25 protein-coding genes are annotated in these 25961 nt (G+C 68.1%); 15 read left to right on the top strand and 10 right to left on the bottom strand.

All coding sequences use genetic code 11. The features are described from left to right. Positions 1 to 22: 22 nt before the first annotated feature. Positions 23 to 874 (top strand): ATP phosphoribosyltransferase, encoded by an 852-nt coding sequence (gene hisG, locus OG300_RS14185; RefSeq protein WP_405495972.1) that lies wholly within the window; start codon positions 23 to 25, stop codon positions 872 to 874. Positions 875 to 883: 9 nt separating this feature from the next. Here the strand turns inward: hisG and OG300_RS14180 are convergent, their stop codons facing one another. Beyond that, a complete protein-coding gene (locus OG300_RS14180) occupies positions 884 to 1741 on the bottom strand; it encodes a RecB family exonuclease (RefSeq protein WP_405495970.1) in 858 nt (285 codons plus the stop codon). A gap of 77 nt (positions 1742 to 1818) precedes the next feature. Here OG300_RS14180 and OG300_RS14175 point away from each other — a divergent pair, with 77 nt between their 5' ends. Then, positions 1819 to 2652, top strand: coding sequence for a tRNA (adenine-N1)-methyltransferase (locus OG300_RS14175; protein ID WP_405495968.1), 834 nt, complete (start codon positions 1819 to 1821; stop codon positions 2650 to 2652). A 122-nt stretch (positions 2653 to 2774) separates the two neighbouring features. Here the strand turns inward: OG300_RS14175 and OG300_RS14170 are convergent, their stop codons facing one another. Beyond that, positions 2775 to 3200, bottom strand: a complete 426-nt coding sequence (locus OG300_RS14170; protein ID WP_405495966.1) for a hypothetical protein — start codon at positions 3198 to 3200, stop codon at positions 2775 to 2777. A gap of 34 nt (positions 3201 to 3234) precedes the next feature. Next, a complete protein-coding gene (locus OG300_RS14165) occupies positions 3235 to 3693 on the bottom strand; it encodes a hypothetical protein (protein ID WP_405495964.1) in 459 nt (152 codons plus the stop codon). Positions 3694 to 3936: 243 nt separating this feature from the next. Here OG300_RS14165 and arc point away from each other — a divergent pair, with 243 nt between their 5' ends. Next, positions 3937 to 5697, top strand: a complete 1761-nt coding sequence (gene arc / locus OG300_RS14160; protein ID WP_405495962.1) for a proteasome ATPase — start codon at positions 3937 to 3939, stop codon at positions 5695 to 5697. Positions 5698 to 5891: 194 nt separating this feature from the next. On the opposite strand, the gene OG300_RS14155 is transcribed toward arc, so the two are convergent. Next, positions 5892 to 6308: a hypothetical protein gene (locus OG300_RS14155; RefSeq protein ID WP_405495960.1), complete on the bottom strand. Its 417-nt coding sequence runs from the start codon at positions 6306 to 6308 to the stop codon at positions 5892 to 5894. 220 nt (positions 6309 to 6528) lie between these two features. On the opposite strand from OG300_RS14155, the gene OG300_RS14150 reads away from it, so the two are divergent. The 3 genes from OG300_RS14150 to OG300_RS14140 are packed head-to-tail and all read left to right on the top strand — an operon-like array spanning position 6529 to position 10761. Continuing rightward, entirely contained in the window at positions 6529 to 8031 is a 1503-nt protein-coding gene (locus OG300_RS14150; RefSeq protein WP_405495958.1) for a serine/threonine-protein kinase, read from the top strand. After that, complete coding sequence (locus tag OG300_RS14145) at positions 8018 to 9268, top strand: hypothetical protein (RefSeq protein ID WP_405495956.1); 1251 nt, start codon at positions 8018 to 8020, stop codon at positions 9266 to 9268. Before OG300_RS14150 ends, OG300_RS14145 begins: the two co-directional genes overlap by 14 nt. Beyond that, positions 9268 to 10761, top strand: coding sequence for a serine/threonine-protein kinase (locus OG300_RS14140; RefSeq protein ID WP_405495954.1), 1494 nt, complete (start codon positions 9268 to 9270; stop codon positions 10759 to 10761). Before OG300_RS14145 ends, OG300_RS14140 begins: the two co-directional genes overlap by 1 nt. A gap of 1 nt (position 10762) precedes the next feature. Here the strand turns inward: OG300_RS14140 and OG300_RS14135 are convergent, their stop codons facing one another. Together OG300_RS14135 and OG300_RS14130 are read right to left on the bottom strand one after the other, a co-directional pair. Continuing rightward, positions 10763 to 11194 carry a nuclear transport factor 2 family protein gene (locus OG300_RS14135; RefSeq protein WP_405495952.1) on the bottom strand — a complete coding sequence of 144 codons (432 nt, stop codon included), beginning with the start codon at positions 11192 to 11194 and terminating at the stop codon, positions 10763 to 10765. 64 nt (positions 11195 to 11258) lie between these two features. Beyond that, positions 11259 to 12701, bottom strand: coding sequence for an aminotransferase class I/II-fold pyridoxal phosphate-dependent enzyme (locus OG300_RS14130; protein ID WP_405495950.1), 1443 nt, complete (start codon positions 12699 to 12701; stop codon positions 11259 to 11261). A gap of 124 nt (positions 12702 to 12825) precedes the next feature. On the opposite strand from OG300_RS14130, the gene OG300_RS14125 reads away from it, so the two are divergent. The 7 genes from OG300_RS14125 to OG300_RS14095 are packed head-to-tail and all read left to right on the top strand — an operon-like array spanning position 12826 to position 19802. After that, on the top strand, positions 12826 to 13662 hold the full coding sequence (locus tag OG300_RS14125; RefSeq protein WP_405495948.1) for a nitrilase-related carbon-nitrogen hydrolase: 837 nt from the start codon (positions 12826 to 12828) through the stop codon (positions 13660 to 13662). Further along, entirely contained in the window at positions 13659 to 15080 is a 1422-nt protein-coding gene (gene hydA / locus OG300_RS14120) for a dihydropyrimidinase (RefSeq protein WP_405495946.1), read from the top strand. Before OG300_RS14125 ends, hydA begins: the two co-directional genes overlap by 4 nt. Positions 15081 to 15108: 28 nt before the next feature. Continuing rightward, complete coding sequence (locus tag OG300_RS14115; protein ID WP_405495944.1) at positions 15109 to 16146, top strand: TIGR03842 family LLM class F420-dependent oxidoreductase; 1038 nt, start codon at positions 15109 to 15111, stop codon at positions 16144 to 16146. Further along, on the top strand, positions 16143 to 17042 hold the full coding sequence (locus tag OG300_RS14110) for an ABC transporter permease (protein WP_405495942.1): 900 nt from the start codon (positions 16143 to 16145) through the stop codon (positions 17040 to 17042). The genes OG300_RS14115 and OG300_RS14110 overlap by 4 nt, the downstream gene beginning before the upstream one ends. 35 nt (positions 17043 to 17077) lie before the next feature. Then, positions 17078 to 17893, top strand: a complete 816-nt coding sequence (locus OG300_RS14105) for an ABC transporter ATP-binding protein (protein ID WP_405495940.1) — start codon at positions 17078 to 17080, stop codon at positions 17891 to 17893. Then, the gene (locus OG300_RS14100; protein WP_405495938.1) at positions 17890 to 18663 is read left to right on the top strand and encodes an ABC transporter permease; all 774 of its coding nucleotides are present in this window, start codon (positions 17890 to 17892) and stop codon (positions 18661 to 18663) included. Before OG300_RS14105 ends, OG300_RS14100 begins: the two co-directional genes overlap by 4 nt. Next, positions 18660 to 19802: an ABC transporter substrate-binding protein gene (locus OG300_RS14095; protein WP_405495936.1), complete on the top strand. Its 1143-nt coding sequence runs from the start codon at positions 18660 to 18662 to the stop codon at positions 19800 to 19802. The genes OG300_RS14100 and OG300_RS14095 overlap by 4 nt, the downstream gene beginning before the upstream one ends. Before the next feature lie 21 nt (positions 19803 to 19823). On the opposite strand, the gene OG300_RS14090 is transcribed toward OG300_RS14095, so the two are convergent. Both OG300_RS14090 and OG300_RS14085 read right to left on the bottom strand, forming a co-directional pair. Continuing rightward, positions 19824 to 20549, bottom strand: coding sequence for a peptidylprolyl isomerase (locus tag OG300_RS14090; protein WP_405495934.1), 726 nt, complete (start codon positions 20547 to 20549; stop codon positions 19824 to 19826). Positions 20550 to 21140: 591 nt separating this feature from the next. Further along, positions 21141 to 21659, bottom strand: a complete 519-nt coding sequence (locus tag OG300_RS14085; RefSeq protein WP_405495932.1) for an NUDIX domain-containing protein — start codon at positions 21657 to 21659, stop codon at positions 21141 to 21143. Between the two features lie 208 nt (positions 21660 to 21867). Between OG300_RS14085 and OG300_RS14080 the strand changes: the two genes are divergently transcribed. Continuing rightward, the gene (locus OG300_RS14080) at positions 21868 to 22248 is read left to right on the top strand and encodes a nitroreductase family deazaflavin-dependent oxidoreductase (RefSeq protein WP_405495930.1); all 381 of its coding nucleotides are present in this window, start codon (positions 21868 to 21870) and stop codon (positions 22246 to 22248) included. A 22-nt stretch (positions 22249 to 22270) separates the two neighbouring features. Here the strand turns inward: OG300_RS14080 and OG300_RS14075 are convergent, their stop codons facing one another. Then, complete coding sequence (locus tag OG300_RS14075; protein ID WP_405495928.1) at positions 22271 to 22774, bottom strand: nitroreductase family deazaflavin-dependent oxidoreductase; 504 nt, start codon at positions 22772 to 22774, stop codon at positions 22271 to 22273. A gap of 143 nt (positions 22775 to 22917) precedes the next feature. On the opposite strand from OG300_RS14075, the gene OG300_RS14070 reads away from it, so the two are divergent. Next, on the top strand, positions 22918 to 24459 hold the full coding sequence (locus OG300_RS14070; RefSeq protein ID WP_405498554.1) for a glycosyltransferase family 39 protein: 1542 nt from the start codon (positions 22918 to 22920) through the stop codon (positions 24457 to 24459). Here the strand turns inward: OG300_RS14070 and OG300_RS14065 are convergent. After that, the gene (locus OG300_RS14065; protein WP_405495926.1) at positions 24389 to 25882 is read right to left on the bottom strand and encodes an ABC1 kinase family protein; all 1494 of its coding nucleotides are present in this window, start codon (positions 25880 to 25882) and stop codon (positions 24389 to 24391) included. The two genes, OG300_RS14070 and OG300_RS14065, sit on opposite strands and share 71 nt — an antisense overlap. Positions 25883 to 25961 lie beyond the last annotated feature (79 nt).

The following is a 25961-nucleotide window of genomic DNA, read 5'->3' as shown; positions in this document are numbered from 1 at the left end:
ACCCGTCCCGAAAGGACCCCCTATGCTTCGCGTCGCCGTCCCCAATAAGGGCGCACTGTCCGAATCCGCCGTCGCCATCCTGTCCGAGGCGGGCTACCGCAAGCGCAGCGATGCCCGCGACCTGACCGTGCTGGACACGGCCAACCAGGTCGAGTTCTACTTCCTGCGGCCCAAGGACATCGCGATCTACGTCGGTTCCGGCGAGCTGGATCTCGGCATCACCGGTCGCGATCTGGCGCTGGATTCCGGTGCGCCCGTTCAAGAACGGCTTCCCCTGGGCTTCGGGCGCTCCACCTTCCGCTTCGCGGCTCCCGCCGGGCAGGAGTGGAAGGTCGCCGACCTCTACGACAAGCGCATCGCCACCTCCTACCCGAATCTGGTGCTCACCGAACTGGCCAAGCACGGCATCGAGGCCGAGGTCATCCGTCTCGACGGCGCGGTCGAGATCTCCATCCAGCTCGGCGTCGCCGACGCCATCGCCGATGTGGTCGGCTCGGGCCGCACGCTGCGCCAGCACAACCTGGTCGCCTTCGGCGACTCGCTGTGCGACTCGGAGGGTGTGCTGATCGAGGCCAAGGGCGCCGACCAGCGCGACAAGGCCCGCAACCAGCTCGTCGCCCGCGTGCAGGGCGTGGTCTTCGCCCAGCAGTACCTGATGCTGGACTACGACTGCCCCAAGGACCTGCTGGACGCCGCGGTGCGGATCACGCCGGGCCTGGAGTCGCCGACCATCGCCCCGCTGACCGATCCGGACTGGGTCGCGGTGCGGGCGCTGGTCCCGCGCAAGAACGGCAACGAGCTGATGGACCAGCTCGCCGATCTCGGCGCGAAGGCCATCCTCGCCACCGACATCCGGTCCTGCCGCGCGTTCTAGGCCTTCCCGCTACGGTGCGACCGGATCTGATTCGGTCGCACCGGACGGGAAAGGCGGTGTGGTGCCGCCGAATTCGGGGCACAGCGCCTTGAATTCGCAGTAGCCGCACATCCAGCTGCGACTCGGCGGGAAGTCCCCGGTCTCGGCGGCGGTCACGATGGCCGCCCACAGGGCCGACAGGATCCGCTCGAAACGCAGCAGCTCCTCGGCGTCCGGCTCATAGCTGAGGGTCACCCCGTCGGCCAGATACATCAGGCGTAGCTCGGCGGGCGCGGCGCCCAGCGTGCGCAGCAGGACCAGCGCGTAGAACTTCAACTGGAACAGCGCCCGGGTCTCGTAGGCCGGGCCGGGCGCTTTACCGGTTTTGTAGTCGATGACGTGCAGGGCCCCGTCGGCGGCGCGGTCGATGCGGTCCACGATGCCGCGCAGCGGAGTGCCGTCGGGCAGTTCGGTCTCGAGGAAGGTCTCGCAGGACTGCGGGTCGAATCCGGCCGGATCCTCGAGCTGGAAGTAGACGTCGAGCAGCTTGCTCGCCTCGGCCAGGAAGGCGGCCAGATCCTCATCGGGGATCAGGCCCTCGACCTCGGGGCGGGACTCGCGCACGCTCGCCCACGCGGGTTCGATCAGGGCCTGCGCGGCGGCCGGGTCGCGCTCGGTGGCGGGCAGGCCGAAGAGGGCCTCCAGCACGGCGTGCACCAGGGTGCCGCGCACGGCCACCCGCGAGGGGGCCTCCGGGATCCGATCGATGACGCGCAGGCGGTATTTCAACGGACACTGCTTGAAATCGATTGCGCGCGAAGGGGACAATGCGGGACCGCGCGGACCGAACCGCGCGGTCTCCGGGGTAGTGATCGCGGTAACCGACATACCTGGCAGGCTAAACGCAAGCACCGACAAGGTGCATGCGAATCCGCAGCAGCAACAACCACGCAGAACGGAGCTTCATGACGGGCAGACGCACCGGCCCTTTCCAGATCGGTGACCGGGTCCAGCTGACCGACGCCAAGGGACGCAAGTTCACGGTGATCCTGGAGGCCGGCAAGGAGTTCCACACCCACGCCGGCCACATCGCCCACGACGACCTGATCGGCTCGGACGAGGGCTGCGTGGTGAACTCCGCCAAGAACACCCCCTACCTGGCGTTGCGCCCGCTGCTGACCGACTACGTGCTGTCCATGCCGCGCGGCGCGGCGGTCATCTACCCCAAGGACTCCGCGCAGATCGTGCACGAGGGCGACATGTTCCCCGGCGCGCGGGTGCTCGAGGCCGGTGCGGGCTCGGGCGCGCTGACCTGCTCGCTGCTGCGGGCGGTCGGACCCGAGGGCAAGGTCATCTCCTGGGAGATCCGCGAGGACCACGCCGAGCACGCGGTCAAGAATGTCGAGCGCTTCTTCGGCGAACGTCCCGCGAACTGGGAACTCACCCTCGGTGATGTCGCCGATTACGCGGGCGAGCAGGTCGACCGAGTGGTGCTGGACATGCTCAAGCCGTGGGACGTGCTCGACGCCGTCGCCAAGGCGCTGATCCCCGGCGGTGTGTTCCTGGCCTACGTCGCCACCACCACCCAGCTCTCGGAGGTGGTCGAGGGCCTGCGCCGGCAGGGCTGCTGGACCGAGCCGCACGCCTGGGAGTCCATGGTGCGGCCGTGGCACGTGGTCGGGCTGGCGGTGCGTCCCGAGCACCGCATGCAGGGCCACACCGCGTTCCTGGTGAGCGCGCGCCGCCTGGCCGACGGCTTCACCGCGCCGCGTCCGCAGCGGCGGCCCTCCAAGGGCTGAACCGGTCCTCGAAACGGCCGCGCGAAGATATATTTCGCGACCCGGATCGCGCACGACGAAACGCACCCCCGCCCGAATGGGCAGGGGTGCGTTCGGTTTTCGAGGATCTCAGGCGAGCACTGTCAGCAGGGGGCCTTGCCCATGGCCAGGATGGTGCAGGCGGTGCCCTCGGAGAGCTGCCAGCCCGCGTCGGTGTGCTGCCAGCTCATCGGGACGCCGGGCATGGTGCCGTGCGGGGAGACGATGGCGACGCTGGCGTCGGCGGCATCGCCGTTGGCCCGCACGTCCGAGACGTTCCAGCCGATGGTGCCGTAGTTGGCCAGGCCCTGATTCATCTTGTCCAGGTTCGCGGTCCGCGCGCCGCCGTTGACCATGAGCCCGGCCTTGTCCGCCGACGAGACCGTCGGATCGGTGAAGCGGGTGAGCGTGTTCTGCAGTTCCTCGGTGCTGGGGGCGGGGGTGTCGGCGTGGGCCAGACCCGCTCCGGACAGCAGCGCAGTGGTCGTGGCGAGGACGGTCAGGCAGGTGCGGGCGGAGCGAACGAACATGGGACGAAAGACCTTTCGAGGTGCTGAGGTGGGCTTACTGACAGGCGGCGCGGGCCATGCCGAGGATGGTGCAGGCGCCGGCGTCCGACAGCTTCCAGGCGCTGTCGGTGTACTGGAAGCTCATCGGGACGTCGGGCATGGTGCCGTGCGGCGAGGTGACCGAGACCTTGGCGTCGGCCTTGGTGCCGTCCTGCTTGATTTCACCGACGGCGAACCCGACCTGGTAATGAGCAAGTCCCTGGTTCATGGTGTCGATATTTCCGAGACGCTTGTCGCCGTCGACGACTAACTTGGCTTTGTCGGCAGCCGGTTTGGCCGGGTCGGCGAAGGCCGTGAGGACGCTCTGCAGGGTGTCGGCGGTCGGCGCGGGCGCGGTGACGGCGGCGGCCGAACTGGTGGTGGTGCTGCCCTTGGCGTCGGAGGAACTCTTGTCGTCGGAGCTGCATCCGGCCAGGGATGCCGTAACGGCCGCCACGGCGGCGACGGTAGCCACGGAAACACGAAGCGTCCGCGTGGCGTTGCGCATACCAGAAGTCCGGCAGGTGGGAAGGAGCATCAACGGCGCCTTTCGGCTCGGGCCGGCGATTAACTCGCCGGTAATAGGTTAGGGCAGGCTAACATGTCGGTCCGGCCAACTGGCCGCAGCCTAGATGTGATCACGACGAAACCATGTCGGAAAGCGGGAACGGTTATCGCCCGGTAGCGTTGATAGACCGGGACTGGGAGGAGCAGCATTATGAGCCCCAACGAACATTCGGATTCGGCCGCCTGGAGGGAACTCGAGGCAGTCCGAGCCGAGTCGGCTGCACTCCGGAGGCAACTCGCCGACACGCCGGATCGCACACGGGAATTGGAAGCGCGCGTCGATTCGCTGACGATTCGCAACACCAAACTGATGGATACCCTCAAGGAAGCGCGTCAGCAACTCGTCGCGCTCCGTGAGGAAGTGGATCGCCTGGGCCAGCCACCCTCCGGCTACGGCATCCTCATCGGCGTGTACGACGATCAGACGGTCGATGTGTTCACTTCCGGGCGCAAGATGCGGCTGACGTGTTCACCGAATATCGACACCACCACCCTCACCTACGGTCAGACCGTGCGTCTCAACGAAGCGCTGACCGTCGTCGAGGCCGGTAATTTCGATGCCATCGGTGAACTCGGCACGCTGCGCGAGATTCTCGACGACGGGCGTCGTGCCCTGGTCGTCGGGCACGCCGACGAGGAGCGGGTGGTGTGGCTGTCCGGGCCGCTGTCCGCGCTGGTCGACGTCGACAATCTCGACGATCCGGATCGCCCCATTCGCAAACTGCGGCCGGGTGATTCGCTGCTGGTCGACTCCAAGGCCGGCTTCGCGTTCGAGCGCATCCCCAAGGCCGAGGTCGAAGACCTCGTGCTCGAGGAAGTGCCGGATGTCGACTACGAGGACATCGGCGGCCTGACCCGTCAGATCGAGCAGATCCGCGACGCGGTGGAACTGCCCTTCCTGCACAAGGATCTGTTCCGCGAGTACGCGCTGCGCCCGCCCAAGGGCGTGCTGCTCTACGGCCCTCCCGGCTGCGGTAAGACATTGATCGCCAAGGCCGTTGCCAACTCCCTGGCGAAGAAGATCGCCGAGGCACGTGGCGAGGACGCCAAGGAGGCGAAGTCCTTCTTCCTCAATATCAAGGGTCCCGAACTGCTCAACAAGTTCGTGGGCGAGACCGAGCGTCACATTCGGATCATCTTCCAGCGGGCACGCGAGAAGGCCTCCGAGGGCACCCCGGTGATCGTGTTCTTCGACGAGATGGATTCCATCTTCCGCACCCGCGGTTCGGGCGTCTCCTCCGATGTGGAGACCACCGTTGTGCCGCAGTTGCTTTCGGAGATCGACGGCGTCGAGGGCCTGGAGAACGTGATCGTGATCGGTGCCTCCAACCGCGAGGACATGATCGACCCCGCGATCCTGCGGCCCGGCCGCCTGGACGTGAAGATCAAGATCGAGCGCCCGGATGCCGAAGCGGCACAGGACATCTTCTCCAAGTACCTCACGGAGACGCTGCCCCTGCACTCGGAGGACATCGCGGAGTTCGACGGCGACCGCGGCAAGTGCGTGCAGGCAACCATCGAGCGTGTGGTGGATCGCATGTACGCCGAGAGCGACGACAACCGCTTCCTGGAGGTCACCTACGCCAACGGTGACAAGGAGGTCCTGTACTTCAAGGACTTCAACTCCGGCGCCATGATCCAGAACATCGTGGACCGGGCCAAGAAGTACGCCATCAAGTCGGTCCTCGAGACCGGCACCCCGGGTCTGCGCATCCAGCATCTCTACGATTCGATCGTGGACGAGTTCTCCGAGAACGAGGACCTGCCCAACACCACGAATCCCGATGACTGGGCTCGCATCTCGGGCAAGAAGGGCGAGCGGATCGTCTACATCCGCACGCTGGTCACGGGCAAGAACGCCAGTGCCAGCCGCGCCATCGACACGGAATCCAACACGGGTCAATACCTGTAGAGGTCTTCTGGTGAATCGGGCGAGCGGATCGTCTACATCCGGCTGCGTCCGATTCACGGGCAAGAACGCCAGTGCCAGCCGCGCCATCGACACCGAGTCGAACACCGGCCAGTACCTGTAAGGCCGATACGCGAAGGGCCCGTCTCCTTTTGGAGGCGGGCCCTTTCGCATGGCGTGAATCGGGGTGCGGCGGATCAGCTTCCGGGGACGAAGCCCGGGTAGACCCAGTGGCTGACGCCGCCGCCGGGGGCGAGGTAGCCGGTCACGTTGGGGTAGTTCATCGGAAGTCGCTTCAGCTGATGCGGATTGCCGTCGGCGTCGGCCTGGAAGCAGCTGGTGGCCACGCCGTGGAAGCCGGAGCACACGATGCGGGTGCTGTTGCCGTACGGGGAGGTCAGCCGGGCACGATCCACCAGGGGATTCCAGTAGTCGAGATCGGCCGGGGTGAGGAAGTCGTGCGCCTCGTAGACGTAGATGGCGCTGTTGGGCTGCTGCACCGGCCATTCGTCGGCGTGGGCCGCGCCCGCGCCGAGGGCGAGTGCGGCGCCGGCGGCCGCGGTGAGCGCGGCGGCGGTGGTGAATCGGGTGATGCGTCGGGCGTTGGTTTTCACGGTCCCCTCCACAGAACGTCGATTGATGTCGGTCATCGATCAGTCCATCGGTTCCGCCGCGGTTGCTGTGACCTACCTGTGAATTATGTGACGCGACTCACTGTCCATCCGCTGTTTCCGGCGTCGCGCCCGCTACCCGGGGTGGCTGTTATAGTCCGATGAGAGTTGGTGCGGCACGGTCATTTTCATAGCGGTGTCGTGGGAGGGTGGGGGAAGACCGGTGGATATCGCCGACGGTAGCGCCTTCGCGGGCTACCGCGTCGAGCGCACACTCGGATCCGGTGGGATGGGCACGGTGTACCTGGCCCGGCATCCGCGGCTGCCGCGCTCGGACGCGTTGAAGGTGCTCTCGGCCGAAAGATCGAGCGGTGAGCGGTTCCGCACCGCGTTCCTCTACGAGGCCGAAGTGGCCGCGCGGCTGCGGCATCCGAACCTGGTCGCCGTGCACGACCGGGGCGAATACGACGGGCGACTGTGGATCGCCATGCAGTACGTGCCCGGCACCGATCTGTCCGGGCTGCTGCGCCGCGGCGGAGCGCTCGAACCCGCACGTGCCGTGCACATTCTGACCGAGGTCGCGCGTGGACTCGACGAACTGCACCGGGCGGGACTGCTGCACCGTGACGTGAAGCCCGGCAATATCCTCATCGCCGAGGAGCCCGGCCGGCTCGATCGAGTGCTGGTGACGGACTTCGGGATCGCGCGCCGTGCAGACGAATCCGCCGCGGCCGAGGGCGGATTCACCGGGACGCTGGCCTATGCCGCGCCCGAACAGCTCGACGACGGCGCGATCGACCGGCGGGCCGACGTGTACGCGCTGGGCTGCACGCTGTTTCAGATGCTCACCGGGTCGTTGCCGTTTCCGCGTGAGACGCCCGGCTCATTGATCTACGCGCATCTACAGGAGGAACCGCCGCGACCCTCGGCAGTGAATCCGACGGTACCGGCGGCCTTCGACGCGATCGTGCTGCGGGCGCTGGCGAAGCGTCCGGACGACAGGTACGCCGAATGCGGTGAGTTGGCGGCAGCGGCACAGGCGGCATTGCGGGATCCGGTGGTGTCCGCCCCGGTCGCCGCGAAACGGTTCGGTCGCCGCCGTATCGCGGTGGCGGCGGTGGCGTTCGTGACGGTGGCGGCTGCCCTCGTCGCCGGTGCGCTGACCTGGGGTGGGCGCTCCGGAGGTTCGTCGGCGACACCGAACCGCCCGATCACCGGCACCGTCGAACCGGCCGAATGGGGCGCGTACGCGTATGTCGCCGAGGCCTTTCCGGATCTGCTGCCCGCCACGCCGTTCGGTGGCGGCTATCAGGAGCTGACCGGGTGCTTCGCCTCGGATTTCACCGACAAGAGTGGGCGGGCGGTGCCGATCGGGACGTCGGTGGCGGTCCCGGATGTGTACTGCATCGGTGATGCCGATCCGGTCTTCTCGCTGATTCTGGTCTGCAACGCCGACCGCAAGCCGATGACCCCGGACTTCTCCGTGGCCAAGGTGGAGGGTGACGAAAAGTGGTCCCGGCCTTCGGGTTCCGGGCATCTGTACTGGGGCACCGGAGCGTTGACCCTTTCGGGCGGCGGCAGCCTGGCGATCGACGACCGTGCGCTGGGCGTGCTCGATCTGTACTTCGATGACCCGGGACGCAGTTTCTGCCGGATCGAGGTGTACGGGAATACCCAGACCGGAGCCGAACTGCGCGCGAAATGGTGGCCCGATGCGCCGTTGTAGAACCCTCGTGCTGCTGCGGGCGAGCTTGGCGGCGGTACTGCTGCTCGGTGCGACAGGCTGTGTGGTGCGCGGACATTCGGTGCCCCAGTATCCCGATCCGCAGGCCCTGGATGTGGGGAAGTACAGCAGCCGTCCGCTCGACGAACCGCCCGGCAACGACAAGTACGGCCGTGTCGTCGAGGCGGCGCGGTTGGCCGAAGCGTTGATCGACCCCACCGAAGCCGATGCGGCGTTGCAGTATTCGGTGGCCTCCGACGGCGTCTACCTGCTCTCCACACCGGCCAAGGCGACGCTGCTGCTTGCCGCGCCGGTGCGGGCGGTACTGGACCGGGAGGGCATGGTGACCGGTGCGGCGGTCGGCGGCACCGATGTCGACCCGGGCTACAGCGGTCCGGTGACGGGCGCCTCCCGAGTGCTGTCGATGATGGTGCTGCGGTTCCCCGACGCTGCGGCCGCGGCGCGGGCGGCGACCGCGATCGATGCCGCGGACGCCGCGGTCAACCCGGACAATGTGTCGGTGGCGATCCCGGGTTACCCGGCGGCGCACGCACATTGGCGGCCGAGCGTGCCCACCCTGGCGGCGACCGTCGCGGACGGCGTCTACGTGCTGAGTTCGATCGCCGGTCACACCTCCACCGATGTGGCGGCGCTGACCGGCCTGGTGCGCAAGGGTTTCGACGCGCAGCTGCCGCGCCTGCGGGATTTCGTTCCCACGCCCGCCGACCGGGTGGCGAGCCTGTCCCTGGATCGGGAGGGCATGCTGCGGCGGCTGGTTCCGGAGGCCCCGGGCCGCTGGCCGTATCCCAAGGTGATCGTGAATGTCCCGCAGCGCGACGCGGTCTGGACCTCGGTGATCCGCGCTGAGGGTGTGGTGTTCGGGCCGCGCGCGGCGCGGCTGTGGAACGGTCATTCGGCGGCCGATCCGCCGATCGAACTGGAGGCCGTCAACGGCGCGACCCAGCTGTTGCGCATGCCGACCAGCGCCGCGGCGCGCCATGCGCTCGAGAAGTTCGACACCAGGCGCTCGACGGGGTCCACACGTCCGGTGTCCGGTCCGCAGGGAGTACCCGACGCGCTGTGCGCGGAGCACACCTCCATCCCCGAGGGCGAACCGAGCCGCTTCCTGTGCGAGGTGATCTACGGGAAGTACCTGGCGCGGATGCAGGGCAGTCAGCTGCACAATCTGCAGCAGCGGCTGACCGCGCAGTACGGCCTGCTGGTGAACGGCGACAGCTGATGACAGCGCCGCTGGCACCGGGTGAGATCTTCGCCGGATATCGCATCGAACGCGTCCTCGGGCACGGTGATCGGGGCGCGGTGTATCTGGCCGCGCATCCGCGGCTGCCCCGCTTTGTCGCGCTCAAGGTGCTCTCACCCGTGCACAGTGGCGATTTCGAGTTCAGTGCCCGCTTCATTCGCGGTGCCGAACTGGTGGCGCGGCTCGAGCATCCGGCCATCGTGCCGGTGCACGATCGCGGGTTCGAGCGCGGATGCCTGTGGATGGCCATGGGATTCGTCGACGGCGTCGACGCCGGGGAATTGATTCGACGCCATCCGGACGGAGTGGACCCGCGGACGGCGGTCCACATCGTCACCGAGGTGGCGCACGGTCTGGACGAGGCGCACCGGCGCGGACTACTGCACCGCAGCGTCCGGCCGAGCAACATCTTGCTGGAACCCGTTGCCGGGCAACCGGATCGGGTGTTCATCTCTGATTTCGGCATCGCCCGGCAGACCACCTCCACCGAGGCGCTGACCGAGGCGGGCACGCTGGTGACGAGCCTGGCGCACGGTGCGCCGGAGTTGCTCGCGGGCGGCGACCTCGACGGCCGGGTCGACGTCTACGCGCTGGGGTGCACCCTCTACGAATTGCTCACCGGGACACCGCCGTTCCCGGCCTCGAGCCCCGCGGCCGCGGTCCGGGCGCACCTGACCGAGCCGCCGCCACGGCCCAGTGCGCGGCGTCCCGGGCTGCCGCTCGCGATGGACGCCGTGATCGCCGTGGCGCTGGCCAAGGATCGTGATGACCGCTTCGCATCGTGTGGTGCGCTGGCCGCGGCCGCCACCGCCGCGCTCGACGGCACGACAATGCCGGTGCCGCGAAGTCGTCGGCGGTTCGGCAGGCGGACCGCCGTCGCGCTGGCGGTGGCAGTGGTCGCGGCTGTCGCGGTCACGGCCACGACTCTGCTCGTGGGGCAGGGCAATTCACCCGCCCCGGCGGCAACCTCGGTGAGCGCCTCCCCGAATCCTGTCGTCGCGGACACCCGGAATGCGTGGGGCGCTTACGAATTCATGGTCCAAACGTTCCCGACCCTCTTGCCCGCGGATCCGTTGTCCACCGGATTTCAGGGCGTCCGCTGTGTGGTGATCAACAGTGACGGTGGCCGCGTCGAACCCACCTCCACTCCGGGCGCGCTGGCGGGTATGCGCTGCGCGGGCAACGGCAACCCGTTGGACTGGCTGTTCATCTACTGCAATACCGACCGCAGCCCCGCCACACTTCCCGCAGACTCCGAAATGTCCGCGGTACTCGGCGACCAGCGCTGGCAGCGTGCGACCGGGTCCGGCCGCCTGCGCTGGGGCAACGACATCGGTCTCTACGGTCAGCCCACCGGCAATATGGACATTCAATTCGACAATCCCGCACAGAGTTTCTGCCGCATGGTGGCGGCGGGCGGCGCGACCGGCCAGGACCTCTTCGACCGCTGGTGGCCGACCGCCCCGCTGTGACTCACCCGTTGAGGGGCCGGTCCTCGGTCCAGTCGACGGTCAGCAGGCGTTCCTGGAAGCGCCACTCGGCATCGTCCTGGACGAAGGTGTCCTGGTAGCGGATCCGCATGACGAAGATCCGCGGTCCGGTATCGGTGTCGTAGACATGTGAAGCGGTGCAATAGGTTTCGCCGCGAATGGGGTCGGCGGCGAGGTCGAGCAGCTGATTGGCCACCACATGCTGGGTGACGCGATACCGGTCCAGGGATTTCATCGTCGCGGCGATGTCGTCGCGCCCACGCACGGTGGTCGGCGGCCGATCGGCCCACTGAATGACGAGCGCGCCGTCGGCGGTGAACAGTCCGGCGATGTCGGCGTCGCGCCGACGGTCCGCGTAGGAGGCGTAGAGCTCGACGAGTTCACGTAGAGCCGGTCGGGTTTCGAGATGATCCACGCCTCCAGTACTACTCCCCGGCAGCGGTGGCATGCCGCGCGGCAGGTCGGTGGGGATGCGGGTGCTATCCGCGCCGGACCCGCCGATAGGTCGGTTCCGCGAGTGCGGCGGTGGCCAATTGGCGTGCCACCTCGGCGATGTCGTTGACGGGTAGTGCGGCGACGGTGATCCGCAGGTGGTCGGTGAGGGGGTGGTCGGTGGCCTCGAAGGGGCCGCCGGGGGCGGCTTTGATGCCTGCGGCGGCCAGGGAGATCATGGCGGCGTTCTCGTCGGCGACCGGGAACCAGAGGTTGATGCCGTCGCCTCGGGTGAGGTGGATGCCGTGGCGGGACAGGGCTTTTCGGAGGGCTTCGGCCTTGCCCCGGTAGACGGCTCGGGCGTGGGCGACGGTGGCGATGGCGGTGTCGTCGGTGAGCATGTGCAGCAGGACGCGCTGTAGCAGGCGGCTGGACCAGCCGGGGCCGAGCATGCGGCGTTCGATTGCGGGGTCGAGGAATTCGGCGGGGCCGCCCGCGACGGCCAGGCGCAGGTCCGCACCGTGGGATTTGGAGTAGGAGCGGATGTGGACGGTGCGGGCGGGGAGGCGGGCGGCCAGGGAACGCAGGGGGGAGTGGGCGATGCCCGCGCTGTGGTCGTCTTCGAGGATGAGGGGGGTGGATCCGGCGACGACCGCGGCGTCGGCGAGGACATCGGCCAGGGCGCGGACGCGCTGGGGGGTGAGGGACGCGCCGGTCGGGTTCTGGGCTCGGGGTTGCAGCAGGATCAGGGCGGGGGAGGTGGCGGCGAGGGCGACCGCCAGACGGTCGGGGAGCATGCCGGAATCGTCGAGTTCGACGGGGACCGCCCGAGCGCCCAGGCGGGCGAGCAGGTCGAGAAACGGTGGGAAGCACGGGTCTTCGACGACCACGGCGTCACCGAGGCGGACGTGGGCGCCCAGCAGGCGGTCGACGGCGTCGAGCGCGCCGTCGAAGACGGTGAAGCGTTCGGCGCGGGCGGGCCAGTCGGCGCGGACGGCCGCCTCGAGTTCGGGGAGGACGGCCTCACCGAGATAGGTGGCGGACAGGTCGTCGAGGTACCCGTCCGCGGCGAGGGCGCGCAGGGCGGCCGTCAGATCCGGGAGCAGCGCCGGATCGGGGGTGCCGCGTGCGAGGTCGATGCGAAAAGCGCTGTCGGAGTGCGGATGTAGCCGCTGGTAGCGGCTGGCGGCGGGCGCGGACGGCGGGTGCGGGGTGTTCTCGACGAAGGTGCCCGCGCGGCCGCGCGCCACGATGGCACCCGCTCCGGCCAGGGCCCGCCACGCCTGGGTGACCGTCACGGGGGAGACCTTCAGTTCGCGGGCGACCTCGCGGACGGTGGGCAGCCGGGAACCGGGTGGCAGTGTGCCCGCCCGGATGAGGTGGCTGACAGCTGCCGCGATGCCCGCCGCGGTGCGGTCGTGGGCGGCGGTGGCGATCGCGGCGGTGTCGTCGTTCCCGGCCGCGTGCGGTGCTCCGAGTTCGCTGGTCACTGGCTCATTGTGCGTTCGATGGTGGGGCGGGTCCGAGGGGCGTGCGCGGAGATTTACGGTCACGAAACCGTTTCGTCCGTCTTGTAACACAAGTGAATTCGTTTCCCGTGCAGTATGACAAAGCATGGGAATCGTTCGAGCGGCGCTGGTGCAGACGAACTGGACCGGTGACAAAGAGTCAATGATCAAGGCGCATGAGGACTATGCGCGGCAGGCGGCGGCGGCCGGGGCCAAGGTGATCTGCTTTCAGGAGCTGTTCTACGGGCCGTATTTCTGCCAACTGCAGGACACGAAATTCTACGACTACGCCGAATCGGTGCCGGGGCCCACGGTGGACCGGTTCGCGGCGCTGGCCCGGGAACTCGGGCTGGTGATGGTGCTGCCGGTGTACGAGCAGGAGCAGCCGGGGCTGCTGTACAACACGGCCGCGGTGATCGACGCCGACGGCACGTACCTCGGCAAGTACCGCAAGCATCACATTCCGCACGTGAACGGGTTCTGGGAGAAGTTCTACTTCCGGCCCGGCAATCTGGGCTGGCCGGTATTCGATACGGCGGTCGGGCGGATCGGCGTATACATCTGCTACGACCGGCATTTCCCGGAGGGCTGGCGGGCGCTGGGGCTGGCGGGCGCGGAGATCGTGTTCAATCCGTCGGCGACCTCGCGCGGGCTGTCGAGTTATCTGTGGAAGCTGGAGCAGCCCGCCTCGGCGGTGGCCAACGAGTACTTCATCGGCGCGATCAACCGGGTCGGCATCGAGGAGTACGGCGACGACGACTTCTACGGCACCAGCTACTTCGTCGACCCCGAAGGCAAGTTCGTGGGTGACGTCGCCTCCGACACCGCACCCGAACTCGTGGTCCGCGACCTCGACATGGATCTCATCAAGGTGGTGCGCGACCGCTGGGCGTTCTACCGCGACCGCCGTCCGGACGCCTACGGGAAGCTGGTCGAGCCGTGAGCCGCACCTTCATCCGCGGCGGAATCGTGGTGTCCGCCACCGGATCTCAACTCCTCGACGTCCTCATCGACGGTGAGACCATCGCTGCGGTGCTGCAACCGGGTTCGACGGCCCTAGGCGTCGACCTCGCCGCTGCCGCCGACACCGTCATCGACGCCACCGGCAAATACGTGGTCCCCGGCGGCGTCGACGGGCACACCCACATGCAGATGCCGTTCGGCGGCACCGAGGCCAGCGACACCTTCGAGACCGGCACCCGGGCCGCGGCCTGGGGCGGCACCACCACCATCGTCGACTTCGCCATTCAGAAGCCGGGGGAGCGGGTGCAGGACAGCCACGCGCTGTGGCAGCAGAAGGCCGCCGGGAAATGCGCCATCGACTACGGCCTGCATCAGATCGTCGGATCGGTCGACGACGAAGCACTGAAGGGCATGCGCGAATTGGTGTCCGAGGGGGTGAGCAGCTTCAAGCTGTTCATGGCGTATCCGGGCGTCTTCTACTCCGACGACGGCCAGATCCTGCGCGCCATGCAGACCGCCGGGGACCTCGGTGCACTGCTGATGATGCACGCCGAGAACGGCATCGCCATCGATGTGCTTGTCGCACAGGCGGTGTCACGTGGCGAAACCGCGCCGTACTACCACGGTGTCACGCGCCCTTGGCAATTGGAGGAGGAGGCCACCCATCGCGCCATCATGCTGGCACAGGTGACGGGTGCGCCGCTGTACATCGTGCACGTCTCGGCGAAGCAGGCTCTCGAGCAGATCGCGCACGCACGCGGCAAGGGGCAGAACGTCTTCGGTGAGACCTGCCCGCAATACCTTTATCTGTCACTGGAAGAGAATCTGGGCGCGCCGGGATTCGAAGGCGCGAAATGGGTGTGCTCCACGCCGCTGCGTGCCCGCGCCGAAGGTCATCAGGACGAGCTGTGGCGCTACATCCGCACCGGCGACGTCACCACCGTGGCCACCGACCACTGCCCGTTCTGCATGAAGGACCAGAAGGATATGGGCGTAGGGGATTTCAGCAAGATCCCCAATGGTATCGGCGGCGTCGAACACCGGATGGACCTGATGTTCCAGGGCGTCAAGGACGGCCGCATCTCACTCGAGAAATGGGTGGAGGTGTGCTGCACCGCGCCCGCGCGCATGTTCGGCATGTATCCGCGCAAGGGCGTGATCAGTCCGGGCGCGGACGCGGACGTGGTGATCTACGACCCCAACGGGCACACCAGCATCGGGCTCGGCAAGACCCATCACATGAACATGGACTACTCGGCCTATGAGGGCTACGAGATCGACGGGCACGTCGACACCGTGCTATCGCGTGGCCGGGTCATCGTCGAGGGCGGCGACTACCTCGGCGCGGCCGGGCACGGCCGGTTCGTGAAACGCGGACTGTCGCAGAACCTGCTCTGAATCCGAACCAACGACGGGAGAGTACCGCATGGACATCGGTGTGGTGCTGCAGTGCACGCCGCCCGCCTCGCGGGTGGTCGAGCTGGCGAGAATCGCCGAGACGCACGGGTTCTCGCACGTGTGGACCTTCGACTCGCATCTGCTGTGGCAGGAGCCGTACGTCATCTACAGTCAGATCCTCGCCGCGACCCGCAAGGTCGCGGTGGGGCCGATGGTGACCAACCCGTCCACCCGGGACTGGACGGTCACCGCGTCGACCTTCGCGACCCTCAACGACATGTTCGGCAATCGCACCGTGTGCGGGATCGGGCGCGGCGACTCGGCCGTGCGCACCCTGGGCGGGCGGCCCGCCACCATCGCGACCCTGCGCGAATCCATCACCGTCATCAGGGAATTGGGCAACGGCCGCAGTGCGCAGGTGGGCGACACCGTGATCCGGTTCCCGTGGGCGGTGGACTCGCGGCTGCCGGTGTGGGTGGCCGGATACGGGCCGCGCGCACTGGATCTCACCGGGGAGGTGGCCGACGGATTCATCCTGCAACTCGCCGACCCCGACATCACCGCCTGGACCGTCGCGCGCGTGCGGGCGGCGGCCGAACGCGCCGGACGCGACCCGAAGGACGTCACCATCTGCGTGGCCGCGCCCGCCTACATCACCGACGGCAGCGCGGCGGGCCTGGAACACGCCCGCGAGCAATGCCGTTGGTTCGGCGGCATGGTCGGCAACCACGTCGCCGACATCGTCGGCCGCTACGGCGCGGACAGTGACGTGCCCAAGGCACTCACCGACTACATCGCGGGCCGTCAGGGCTACGACTACAACGAGCACGGCCGGGCCGGAAACACCCACGCCGCGTTCGTGCCCGACGAGATCGTCGACCGCTTCTGCCTGCTCGGCACGCCCGATCAGCATCTGACGCGGTTGCGTGAACTCGAGGCGATGGGCGTCGACCAGTTCGCGGTGTATCTACAGCACGACGCCAAGACCTCCACTCTCGAGGCGTACGGCGAATCCGTCCTGCCTCGGCTCGCGCATCCGGTCGACGCGACGGTGACCGCGTCGTGACAGTGGGATCCACCGTTCGCCGCATACGCTTTCGCGGCTGGGAGCTGCTGTATCCGGTCGCGGCCTTCGTCTTGCTGATCGCCGTCTGGGAACTGGTGAAGGCGCTCGTGCCCGCCGGCGGCGTCAGCATCGGGCAGCAGCGGATCCTGCCGCGCACCACCGATGGCGCGCTGCCGCATGCCTGGGCCGTCGTCACCGTGCTGGGGGAGCGCGACGGTAAGACCACCGTGGGCGCGACCCTGCTGCGGACGGCGGGCTTCACCCTCGAATTGGCGCTGCTGGCCCTGGTTCTCGGCACGGTGGTCGGGATGGCTCTGGCCGTGCTGATGCAGCGGTTCTCCTGGGTGGAGCGCGGGCTGCTGCCGTATGTGATCGTCTCGCAGACGGTTCCGCTGATCGCCCTGGCTCCGCTGGTCGCGGGCTGGGGCGGGCGGGTCGTGATCGCGGGCCGACCGTGGCAGCCGTGGATGAGCATCGTGGTGATCGCCGCCTACCTGGTGTTCTTCCCGGTCGCCATCGGCACGCTGCGCGGGCTGCAGTCTCCGGCACGGGCTTCGGTGGAGCTGCTGCACAGTTGTGCCGCCGGATGGTGGGCCACGCTGCTGCACCTGAGGTTGCCCGCCGCGGTGCCGCACCTGCTGCCCGCGCTGCGGCTGGGGGCGGCCGCGGCGGTGGTCGGCAGTGTGGTCGCGGAGATCTCCACCGGGACGGCGGGTGGGATCGGCCGTCAGATCATCGTGTTCTCCCAGCAGTCCACCGGCAATGCCGCCCGGTTGTACGCGGCCGTGGTGGCGGCCGCCCTACTCGGGCTGGTGCTCACCGGCCTGGTGTCGCTGGCCGAGGTGGGGCTGCGCCGCTACAGCCGTCCCGGTCACACCGCGGCAGGCGCTCGGTGAGCACAGTTCTACCCGCTCTACCCGGAGGTGTATCGGTGACCGTCCAGCCCATCCCCGCTGTCGAATTGGCCGGGGTCGGAAAGATTTTCAGCGCCGGTGCGGTCACCGCGCTCGCGGACATCGGGCTCACCGTGGCCGCCGGTGAATTCGTCTCGCTGATCGGACCGTCCGGCTGCGGCAAGTCCACGCTGCTGCGGATCATCGCCGACTTGGAACAGCCCAGCGCGGGAACCGTTGTGGTGCACGGCAAGACGGCCCGCCAAGCGCGCCTCGACCAGGATTACGGCATCGCCTTCCAGCAGGCGGGACTGCTGGACTGGCGCACCGTGCAGGAGAACGTCGAACTGCCGCTGCAACTGCACGGCGTCGCGAAACGCGAACGCCGGGCGCGCAGTGCGGAACTCCTCGAGATCACCGGTCTCACCGACTTCGCGCGCCGCTTTCCGGCCGAACTCTCCGGTGGGATGCAGCAGCGCGTCGCCATCGCGCGCGCTCTGGCCCGCAAACCGCCACTGCTGCTGATGGACGAACCCTTCGGCGCACTCGACGAGATGACCCGCGAACGCATGCAGGGTGAACTGCTGCGCATCGCCGAGGAGACCGGCGCGGCAGTCGTTTTCGTGACCCACTCCATCCCCGAGGCGGTGTTCCTCTCCGACCGGGTGGTCGTCATGTCCCCGCGTCCGGGCCGCGTCACCGCCGTCCTCGACACCGGCGGCTGGGATCGCGCCGCCGAGGAGGACGTGCGCTCCACCGACGCCTTCTTCAGTGCGGTGGCCGCCGTGCGCGCCGCCCTGCACGAGGGGCCCGGCACCGTCGCGAAAACCACTGCGGGACAGGACCTCCGATGAACCGGATAGCGCGGAGCTGGCTGCCGCCGGTGCTCTTCGGCGTGATCCTGCTGCTGCTGTGGCAGGTGCTCACCGTCGCCGCGGGCGTCCCGTCGTTCCTGCTGCCCGCACCCAGCGATATCGCGAAAGCCTTCGGCGACAACCACACCGCCATCACCGAGGCCGCCGTCGCCACCGGCAAGAACGCCCTGGCCGGACTGCTGGCCGGAGCCGTGCTCGGCATCGCCGCGGCCATCCTGGCGGTCCGATTCCGGGTGGTCGACGGCGTTCTCGGCGCGCTCGCCACCGGTGCGGCCGCGGTGCCGATCGTGGCGCTGGCGCCGCTGCTGAACTCCATGTACTCCACCACCACCGATCTGCCGCGGCGCGTGGTGGCCACGATCGTGGTGTTCTTCCCCGTCTTCGTCAGCACCGCACGCGGATTGCGTCAGGTGCCGCGCGTGCACACCGACCTGATGACCGCCTACGCCGCCAGCGGCTGGCAGATCACCCGCACCGTGCGGCTGCCCGCCGCGCTGCCGTACCTGTTCACCGGGCTGCGCATCGCCGCTCCCGGCGCGGTGATCGCCGCCCTGATCGCCGAATACTTCGGCGGCCTGCAACACGGTCTGGGCAGCCGCATCACCTCCGCCGCCGCCAATACCGCCTATCCGCGCGCCTGGGCGTATGTCGTCGCCGCCATGATCCTCGGCCTGCTGTTCCTGACCGCCGTCGTCGCGCTGGAACAGCTGACCCGCAGACCCCGCACCATCCTTGGGAGATCGAAATGAGAAACACCACCGCAAGATTCCGCGTCCGAGCCTGTCTGGCCGCCGCCGTCCTGGTGGCGGCGGCGGTGACCGGATGCAGCACGACGAGTTCGACGACCACGTCCGACGGGCTCACCAAGGTCAAACTGCAGTTGCAGTGGTTCAAGCAGGGGCAGTTCGCCGGATATCTGGCGGCGGTCGATCAGGGCTTCTACAAGGAGCAGGGCCTCGACGTCGAAATCCTCGACGGCGGAACCGATATCGTGCCGCAGACGGTGCTGGCGCAGGGGCAGGCCGACTACGCCATCGCGTGGGTGCCCAAGGCCCTCGCCTCGCGCGAGGCCGGGGCGGGCATCACCGACGTCGCCCAGATCTACCAGCGCTCGGGCACCAAGCAGGTCTCGTTCAAGACCGCGAACATCAACAGCTCGGCCGACCTGAAGGGCAAGAAGGTCGGAAACTGGGGCTACGGCAATGAATTCGAGCTGTTCGCGGGGATGACCAAGGCCGGACTCGATCCCGCCAAGGACGTCACCCTGGTGCAGCAGCAGTTCGATATGAACGCATTCCTGTCCCACGACATCGACGCCGCCCAGGCCATGTCCTACAACGAATACGCGCAGCTGCTCGAGGTGAAGAACCCGGCCACCGGAAAGCTCTACACCCCGGCCGATTTCGCCACCATCGACTGGAACGACCAGGGTGTGGCCATGCTGCAGGACGCCATCTGGGCCAACACCGAGAAGCTGAAGGACAGCAAATACGCCGACCAGACGGTGAAGTTCGTCGCGGCCTCGCTCAAAGGCTGGGCGTTCTGCCGCGACAATCTCGACAAGTGCCGCGATATCACCGTGGCCGCGGGTTCCACGCTGGGCGACAGCCATCAGCGGTGGCAGATCAACGAGGTCGACAAGCTGATCTGGCCGTCGCCCAACGGGATCGGCATGATCGACAAGGCAGCCTGGGACCGCACGGTGCAGATCGCGGAGACCACCAAAAATCAGGAGGGCAAGACCGTCCTGACCAAGACGCCGGATGCCGACGCGTACAGCGTCGAGTACGTGACCAAGGCTCTGGACCTGTTGAAATCCCAGAATATCGATGTCACGGGCAATTCCTTTGCGCCGCAGACGGTGTCGCTGACGGAGGGCGGCAAGTAGCCGCCCTCCTCGATCGGCCGATCAGCCCTGGGCGGCGGAGACGCTGTCCAGGGTTACGTCCGCGGCGGGAGTGCCGTCGCCGGAACCGTCCACCACACCGGCGGCGGCGATGTTCTGCAGCACGTCCATTCCGGCGGTGATCTTGCCGAACGGGGTGTAGTTGGCGGGCAGCGAGGAATCCCGGTACACCAGGAAGAACTGGCTGCCATTGGTGTTCGGACCGGCATTGGCCATGGCCACGGTGCCCGCGGGATACGTTGCGCCCGCGAGGTTCTCGTCACCGAAGGCGTAGCCCGGGCCGCCGGTGCCCTTGGCGGTCGGGTCACCGCACTGCAGCACGAAGATGCCCTGCGTGGTCAGCCGATGGCACTTGGTGTGATCGAAATACTGCTGTCCGGCCAGGAATACGAACGAGTTCACGGTGTGCGGGGCGCGCGCGGCGTCCAGACTCAGGGCGATGTCACCGCAATTGCTGTGCAGCGTGGCGTTGTAGGCGGCACCGGTGTCGATCGACATGCCGGGCTCGGACTGCCACTGCATGCCGTTGGGCTGGGCGGGGGCGGCCGACGAGCAGCCGGGCACGGTGTCGTGCCGGGGCGCGGGGGTGGCCTGGGCGCGTCCGGAGATCAGCACGGTGAGCGCCAATCCCGCGGCGAGCAGGCCGATCCGCCGTAGTGCCTTGCGGTCCAACCGGATTCGGCGGGAGGTGCGGGCGTCATCGGCGTGCGGTCGCTGATCGGTGCTCACAGGCGGGGTGCTCCTTCGGCCGGAATGGCGGGACGGACCTTGCGGTCGGCATCATTGCACCTGCGGGCCGCGCGCGCCACGAGTTGGCCGGAACCGAGCGCCCGACGCGCCCGGATCCCACCTATGCGCCGAGCCGGGCGCGGGTCCGGTCGTTGATCTCATCGGTGCGGGACGAGTGCTGCCGCAGACCCGCAACCTTGGAGCATTCGTCGCCCGGGCGGGCTCGTCGGCCGTAATCGTGATGCAGCTCACAGTTGTGCGTAATGTATATAAGTGCTGCTGGAACACGTTCTAGTTCAGTTTTTCTGATGGAAGTCTGAGATTTTCCTGTTGAAACGGTCTCCGGGAGAATCTGAAGCATGCATTATTCACTCGTCTACATTGAACACCTGATGATGAGGAGTGGCACGTGACCGGATCCGCCGAAGATTTCCTGGCCCAGGTCTTGATCAAGACCATTCAAGGCCTGTTCTCGGGTAGCGGCGGTGGCCAGGGTAGCTCCGGCACCGGCGCCTGATACGCCTGTAGAACAGAACAGCCCATCGAATCGCGCGGGATTCGATGGGCTGTTCGCTGTTTCGGGGTCCGGCCTCAGCGCAGTAGATCGGGGATCATGGTGCGGGTGTCGGGGACGAAGGGCCAGGACGGATCTTCGAGGTGGGAGCGGAGTTCCTCGTCGGTCCACCACCAGCCGTCGGCGATCTCCTCGGGCTGATGGATGATCGGGCCGTCGTAGCGCAACTCGTAGGCGAACAGATGGCAGCGCATCGGCCGGTCGGCCCAGACCCCGTTCCAGGAGCCACTGGCCAGGGGCAGGGGGCGCTCGTCGCGGGGGCCCAGGATGATGCCGAGTTCCTCGCCCAGTTCGCGGACCGCGGCCTCTCCGGGATCCTCGCCGGGGCCCAGGACGCCACCGGCGAGGCAGTCGTGCATGCCCGCGAACACCGACTTGGTATCGGTGCGGCGGTGCACGTAGACGCGGGAGCCGTCACGGGAGCGGACCAGGACGCCCGCGCTGGCGTGCCAGATGCCCTGCGCGTAGACCACCGAGCGCTCCTCGACACCGATCTCGCGACCTGTCGCGTCGTACACCGCGATCATCTCCGCCATGCCGACAGCGCTCCTCTCCTCGGTGCTTCAGCCTCGCACAGCACCCGCCTACGGGTACGCCGGGATCCGGAAAATGATCCCCGCTGGGTCGGCGGATACGGCCGAATGGACTCCGCGAGGTCGAGCGCACCTCGGCGATGCCGCCCGGTCCCGACCACCGCGGCGTAGCCTCAGGGACGCAACCGTTTTCGTCAGGGAGGACGAGACCATGCCGCTGCCCCGAACACTCGCGAAGATCAACCGAAGGATCAGCAATCCGGTGCTCGGCGTGATGGCCCGCCTCGCACCGGGATTCGGGATCGTGATCCACCGGGGCCGGAAGTCGGGGCGGGTGTATCGATCCCCGGTCATGGTGTTCGCGCGCGGCGACGGCTATCGCATCGCCCTCACCTACGGCCGGGATGTGGACTGGCTCAAGAACATTCGCGCGGCGGGCACCTTCGAATTCGAGACCCGGGGGCGCACCGTCGAGCTGACCGAACCGGTGGTGGGGGAGGACGCCTCCGCGGGCTGGGCGCCGCCGGTGGTGCGGCAGGTGCTGGTGGCGCTGTCGGCGCCCTACTACGTGCAGGCCCGCCGCCTACCCTGACCGCCCGCGCCGCTGCCCAGTGTCAGTGCGGCGTCAGGCGGATGATCACCGTGCCCTGCTGCCAGCTCTGGTACGCGTCGGCACGATTCGGCGTGCCGTCGGCGTCCCGGGTGATTCCGGCGAACTTGGCCCACTGCCGGTTGTCGCGCGCGATCGCCTCCGCCAGTGTCACCACGGTCTCGCTGTCGCTGATCACCTCGGCGTCCGCGGTGAAGCGCGGCCCACCCGTCGACACCTGGACCGGAACATCCTTGCGGATATTGCGCGCCCACGGATGCATGGCCGTGCCGATCAGCAGATTGCCCTCGTGCCGGGTGTAGGCCAGGGGAATGTTGTACTCCTTGCCGGACTTGCGCCCGACCACGGTCAGCACCAGCAGGCTCTTGCCGACCTGACCCGACAGCACCGGCACTCGCAACAGCGTGCGAACGAACCGGTTGAGCAGGCCCTGATAGGGGCGGATGGCCTCGGGGCCGGAGGTGGTGGGGGTGCCGTACGGGTTGGGTGCGGGCTGCTGTTCGGTCATGGCGTCGCTCCTGAATCGAAATGCTTTGCACCACAGCTTGATAGACATCGAGTCTAGGTCGCTGCCGGGATCCGGTGCGGGCACGCGGTAGATTCGCCTGGTCCGCAGCACGACCAGCCGTCCAGGAGCGCGTGTTGACCGATGTGGTGGATAGCCCGGCCCCGCCGGAACGATCCGGGCGGCAGACGGTCGACGACCGGCCGCCGATGGCGTGGCGAGCGGTGGCGGCGGTGGTCGTCCCCGCCGCGATCGTCCTGATTCTCTCCGCGAGCCGCTACGGCTACTTCGGTGACGAGCTGTACTTCCTGTCGGCCGGGCGGCGACCCTCCTTCGGCTACGCCGACCAGGGACCCGTGCTGCCGCTGCTGACCCGGTTGATGGACCTGCTCGCGCCCGGCTCGTTCCTGGTGTTGCGGTTGCCCGCGGTGGCGCTGACGGTGCTGGCGATCGTGCTGTGCGCCATGCTCGCCCGTGAATTCGGTGGCGGGCGCTGGGCGCAGGTGCTGGCGGCGGCGGGGTACGCCACCTCGCCGTTCCTGCTGTTGCAGGGTGCGATGCTCACCACGAATGCCGTCGATACCGCGCTGTGGGCGATCATCACCTGGCTGGTGGTGCGCTGGGTGCGGACCCGTGACGATCGACTGCTGCTGGCCGCCGCGCTGGTCACCGCGATCGACATGCAGGTGAAGTGGCTGATCCCGTTCTTCTGGATCGCGGTCGCGGCCAGCAGCATGGTGCTCGGGCCGCGCGAGCTGGTGCGGCGGCCACTGCTGTGGGCGGGCGGGGTGATCGTGGTGGTGGCCACCATTCCGGAACTGCTGTGGCAGCGCGAGCATTCGTGGCCGCAGATAGAGATGGGCCGGGTGATCGGCGACGAGCAGGGCATTCTCGGCGGGCGGCTGCTGTTCGTGCCCATGTCGGTGAGCCTGGCCGGATATCTGGGCGCGCTGTTGCTGCTGTGGGGGCTGGCGGTGCTGCTGCTGTCGCAGACGTTGCGGCCCTACCGGTTTCTCGGTGTCACGCTACTGCTGCTGTACGCGGCGTTCCTGATCACCGGCGGCCGGATCTACTATGCGGCGGGCATGTACGCGGTGATGATCGCGGCGGGCGCGGTCGGACTGGTGGCGACGGCGACGCGGGCGGCACCGCGATGGCGCACCGCGCTGACGGCGGGAACGATCGTATTGACGGTCGGGGCAACGGTTTTCACGCTCTATTCGACCCCGTGGCGGCCCGCCGACGAGGTGCGCCCGCCCAAGGACGATGCCGAGGCGGCCATCAATATCGGCACCTACGGCTCCTTCGGCTGGCACGAACTCACCGACGAGGTCGAACGCGTCTACGACGGCCTCACTCCGCCGGAGCGCGAGCACGCCGTCATCATCGCCGACACCTATTGGCAGGCAGCGGCTCTCGACCAGTTCGGTCGCGCGCACCTGCCGCCGATCTACAGTCCCAGCCGCGGCTTCGGCTACTTCGGCACGCCACCGGACGACGCGTCGGTGATGCTGGCGGTGGGTGGTTACGAGGCGGCGTGGCGCAGCCAGTACGAGCACGTCGACCCGGTCGGCAAGGTCGACACCCGCCTCGGTTTCCAGGGCAACACCCAGGGCGTCACCATCTGGAAGTGCTCGGGCCTGAAGAAATCGTGGACGCGGGAGTGGCCGCACTGGATGCATCTGTGAGCGCGGGACGCAGTCGCCGGACCGTGGCGGCGGTGCCCTCACCGAGCTGGAAGCGTTCCACCGCCGCCGCCAATTCCGGTAGCCGCGCGGTCAATTCGTCGCGCAGCGCGCCCTGCACCTCGAGCTGACCGAGCACCCCGATGGTGGCCAGGATGGTGCGGCCGATCGGAATGTACTGCGGCGGCGCGGTGAGCTGGCGGCCCACATTCGACAGCCGCGGTTCGATGACGCGCTGTACCTGTTTGCGCAGAAACGCCTGGGTGAGGTGAACCTCGCGCTGATGGAACAGATCGCGGATCGGAGCGATCATGGTCACCAGGGCCGCGATGTCGAGGTCGCGTTCGGGGCGCACGAAGCCGTGCCGCCGCAGCGCCGTTTCCAGATCGGCGTCGGTGCCGTTGAGCGCGGCATCACCGATATCGCCTGCCAGGACCGGGAATTCGAGCGGGAACGGCGAGCACGCGCCGAAGTCGACGACGCCCAGGCGCCCGTCGCGCAGGATCCGGAAATTGCCGGGGTGCGGATCGGTGTAGACCAGGCCGGTGCGCGCGAAACTCGACATGACGAACCGGGTCACCAGCAGCCCCACCCGACTTCGCTCGGCCGGAGCGCCGGAGGCGATGATCCGGTTGAGCGGGATGCCGTCGAGCCATTCGCCGACCAGCACGTCGCCCTGCTGCGCCACCACGTCCGGGACCACGAAATCCGGATCGTCGGCGAAGGCGGCCGCGAAGATGCGCTGGGTGGCGGCCTCTTTCGTGTAGTCGAGTTCCTCGATGATGCAGGCGGCGAACTCCTCGGCGAGTCCGCGAGTATCCGCGTCGGGTGCGAAAACCTTTGCCAGGGGCGCCATCCGGCGAATCTGCTCGAGGTCGGAGCGGACCGCCTCGCGGGCTCCGGGATACATCAGCTTCACCGCGACCCGGCGGCCGTCGGACCAGGTGGCCCGATGGACCTGGCCCACCGAGGCGGCGGCCGCGGCGCGAGGTTCGAACTCGGCGAACAGGTTTCGCCAATCGGGGCCCAGACTCGTGGCCATGGCGTCGGCGACCGCACCGGGCAGCATGGCCGGGACAGAATCCTGCAATCGGCTCAACGCCTCGCGATATGGTTCGCCGAGCTCGGGCGGCAGGGCGAGTTCGTAGAGGGCCAGCACCTGTCCGAGTTTGGCCGCGCAGCCCTTGAGCTCGCCGAGCACCTCGAACATGTGCTGGGCGGTGCGCGCCTGGATATCCAATTCCACGTCGCGCGAAGCGGTTCCGAACGCCCGTCGCCCGATGCCGCCGACGCGGCGCGCGGCGTAGGCGACCGGCAGGGCGGTGATCTTGGCATTGCGGACGGCGGTGCGAGTCGGCGGCAGTCCGTCCGGCTCGGTCCGGCGGCGGCGTGGTCGACGTGGCTCACCCTGGCGCGGTTCGGGCATCGATGTCCTCCGAATTCCGGGGGTGTCTCAGTGTGTTCGCCGAGTGACCCAGTGTGGCATGCCGTCGATCTTCCTGGGT

This window comes from Nocardia sp. NBC_00511, assembly GCF_045161165.1.
In the GTDB taxonomy this organism is placed as follows: domain Bacteria; phylum Actinomycetota; class Actinomycetes; order Mycobacteriales; family Mycobacteriaceae; genus Nocardia.
This window is presented reverse-complemented; position numbering and strand designations above follow the sequence as displayed.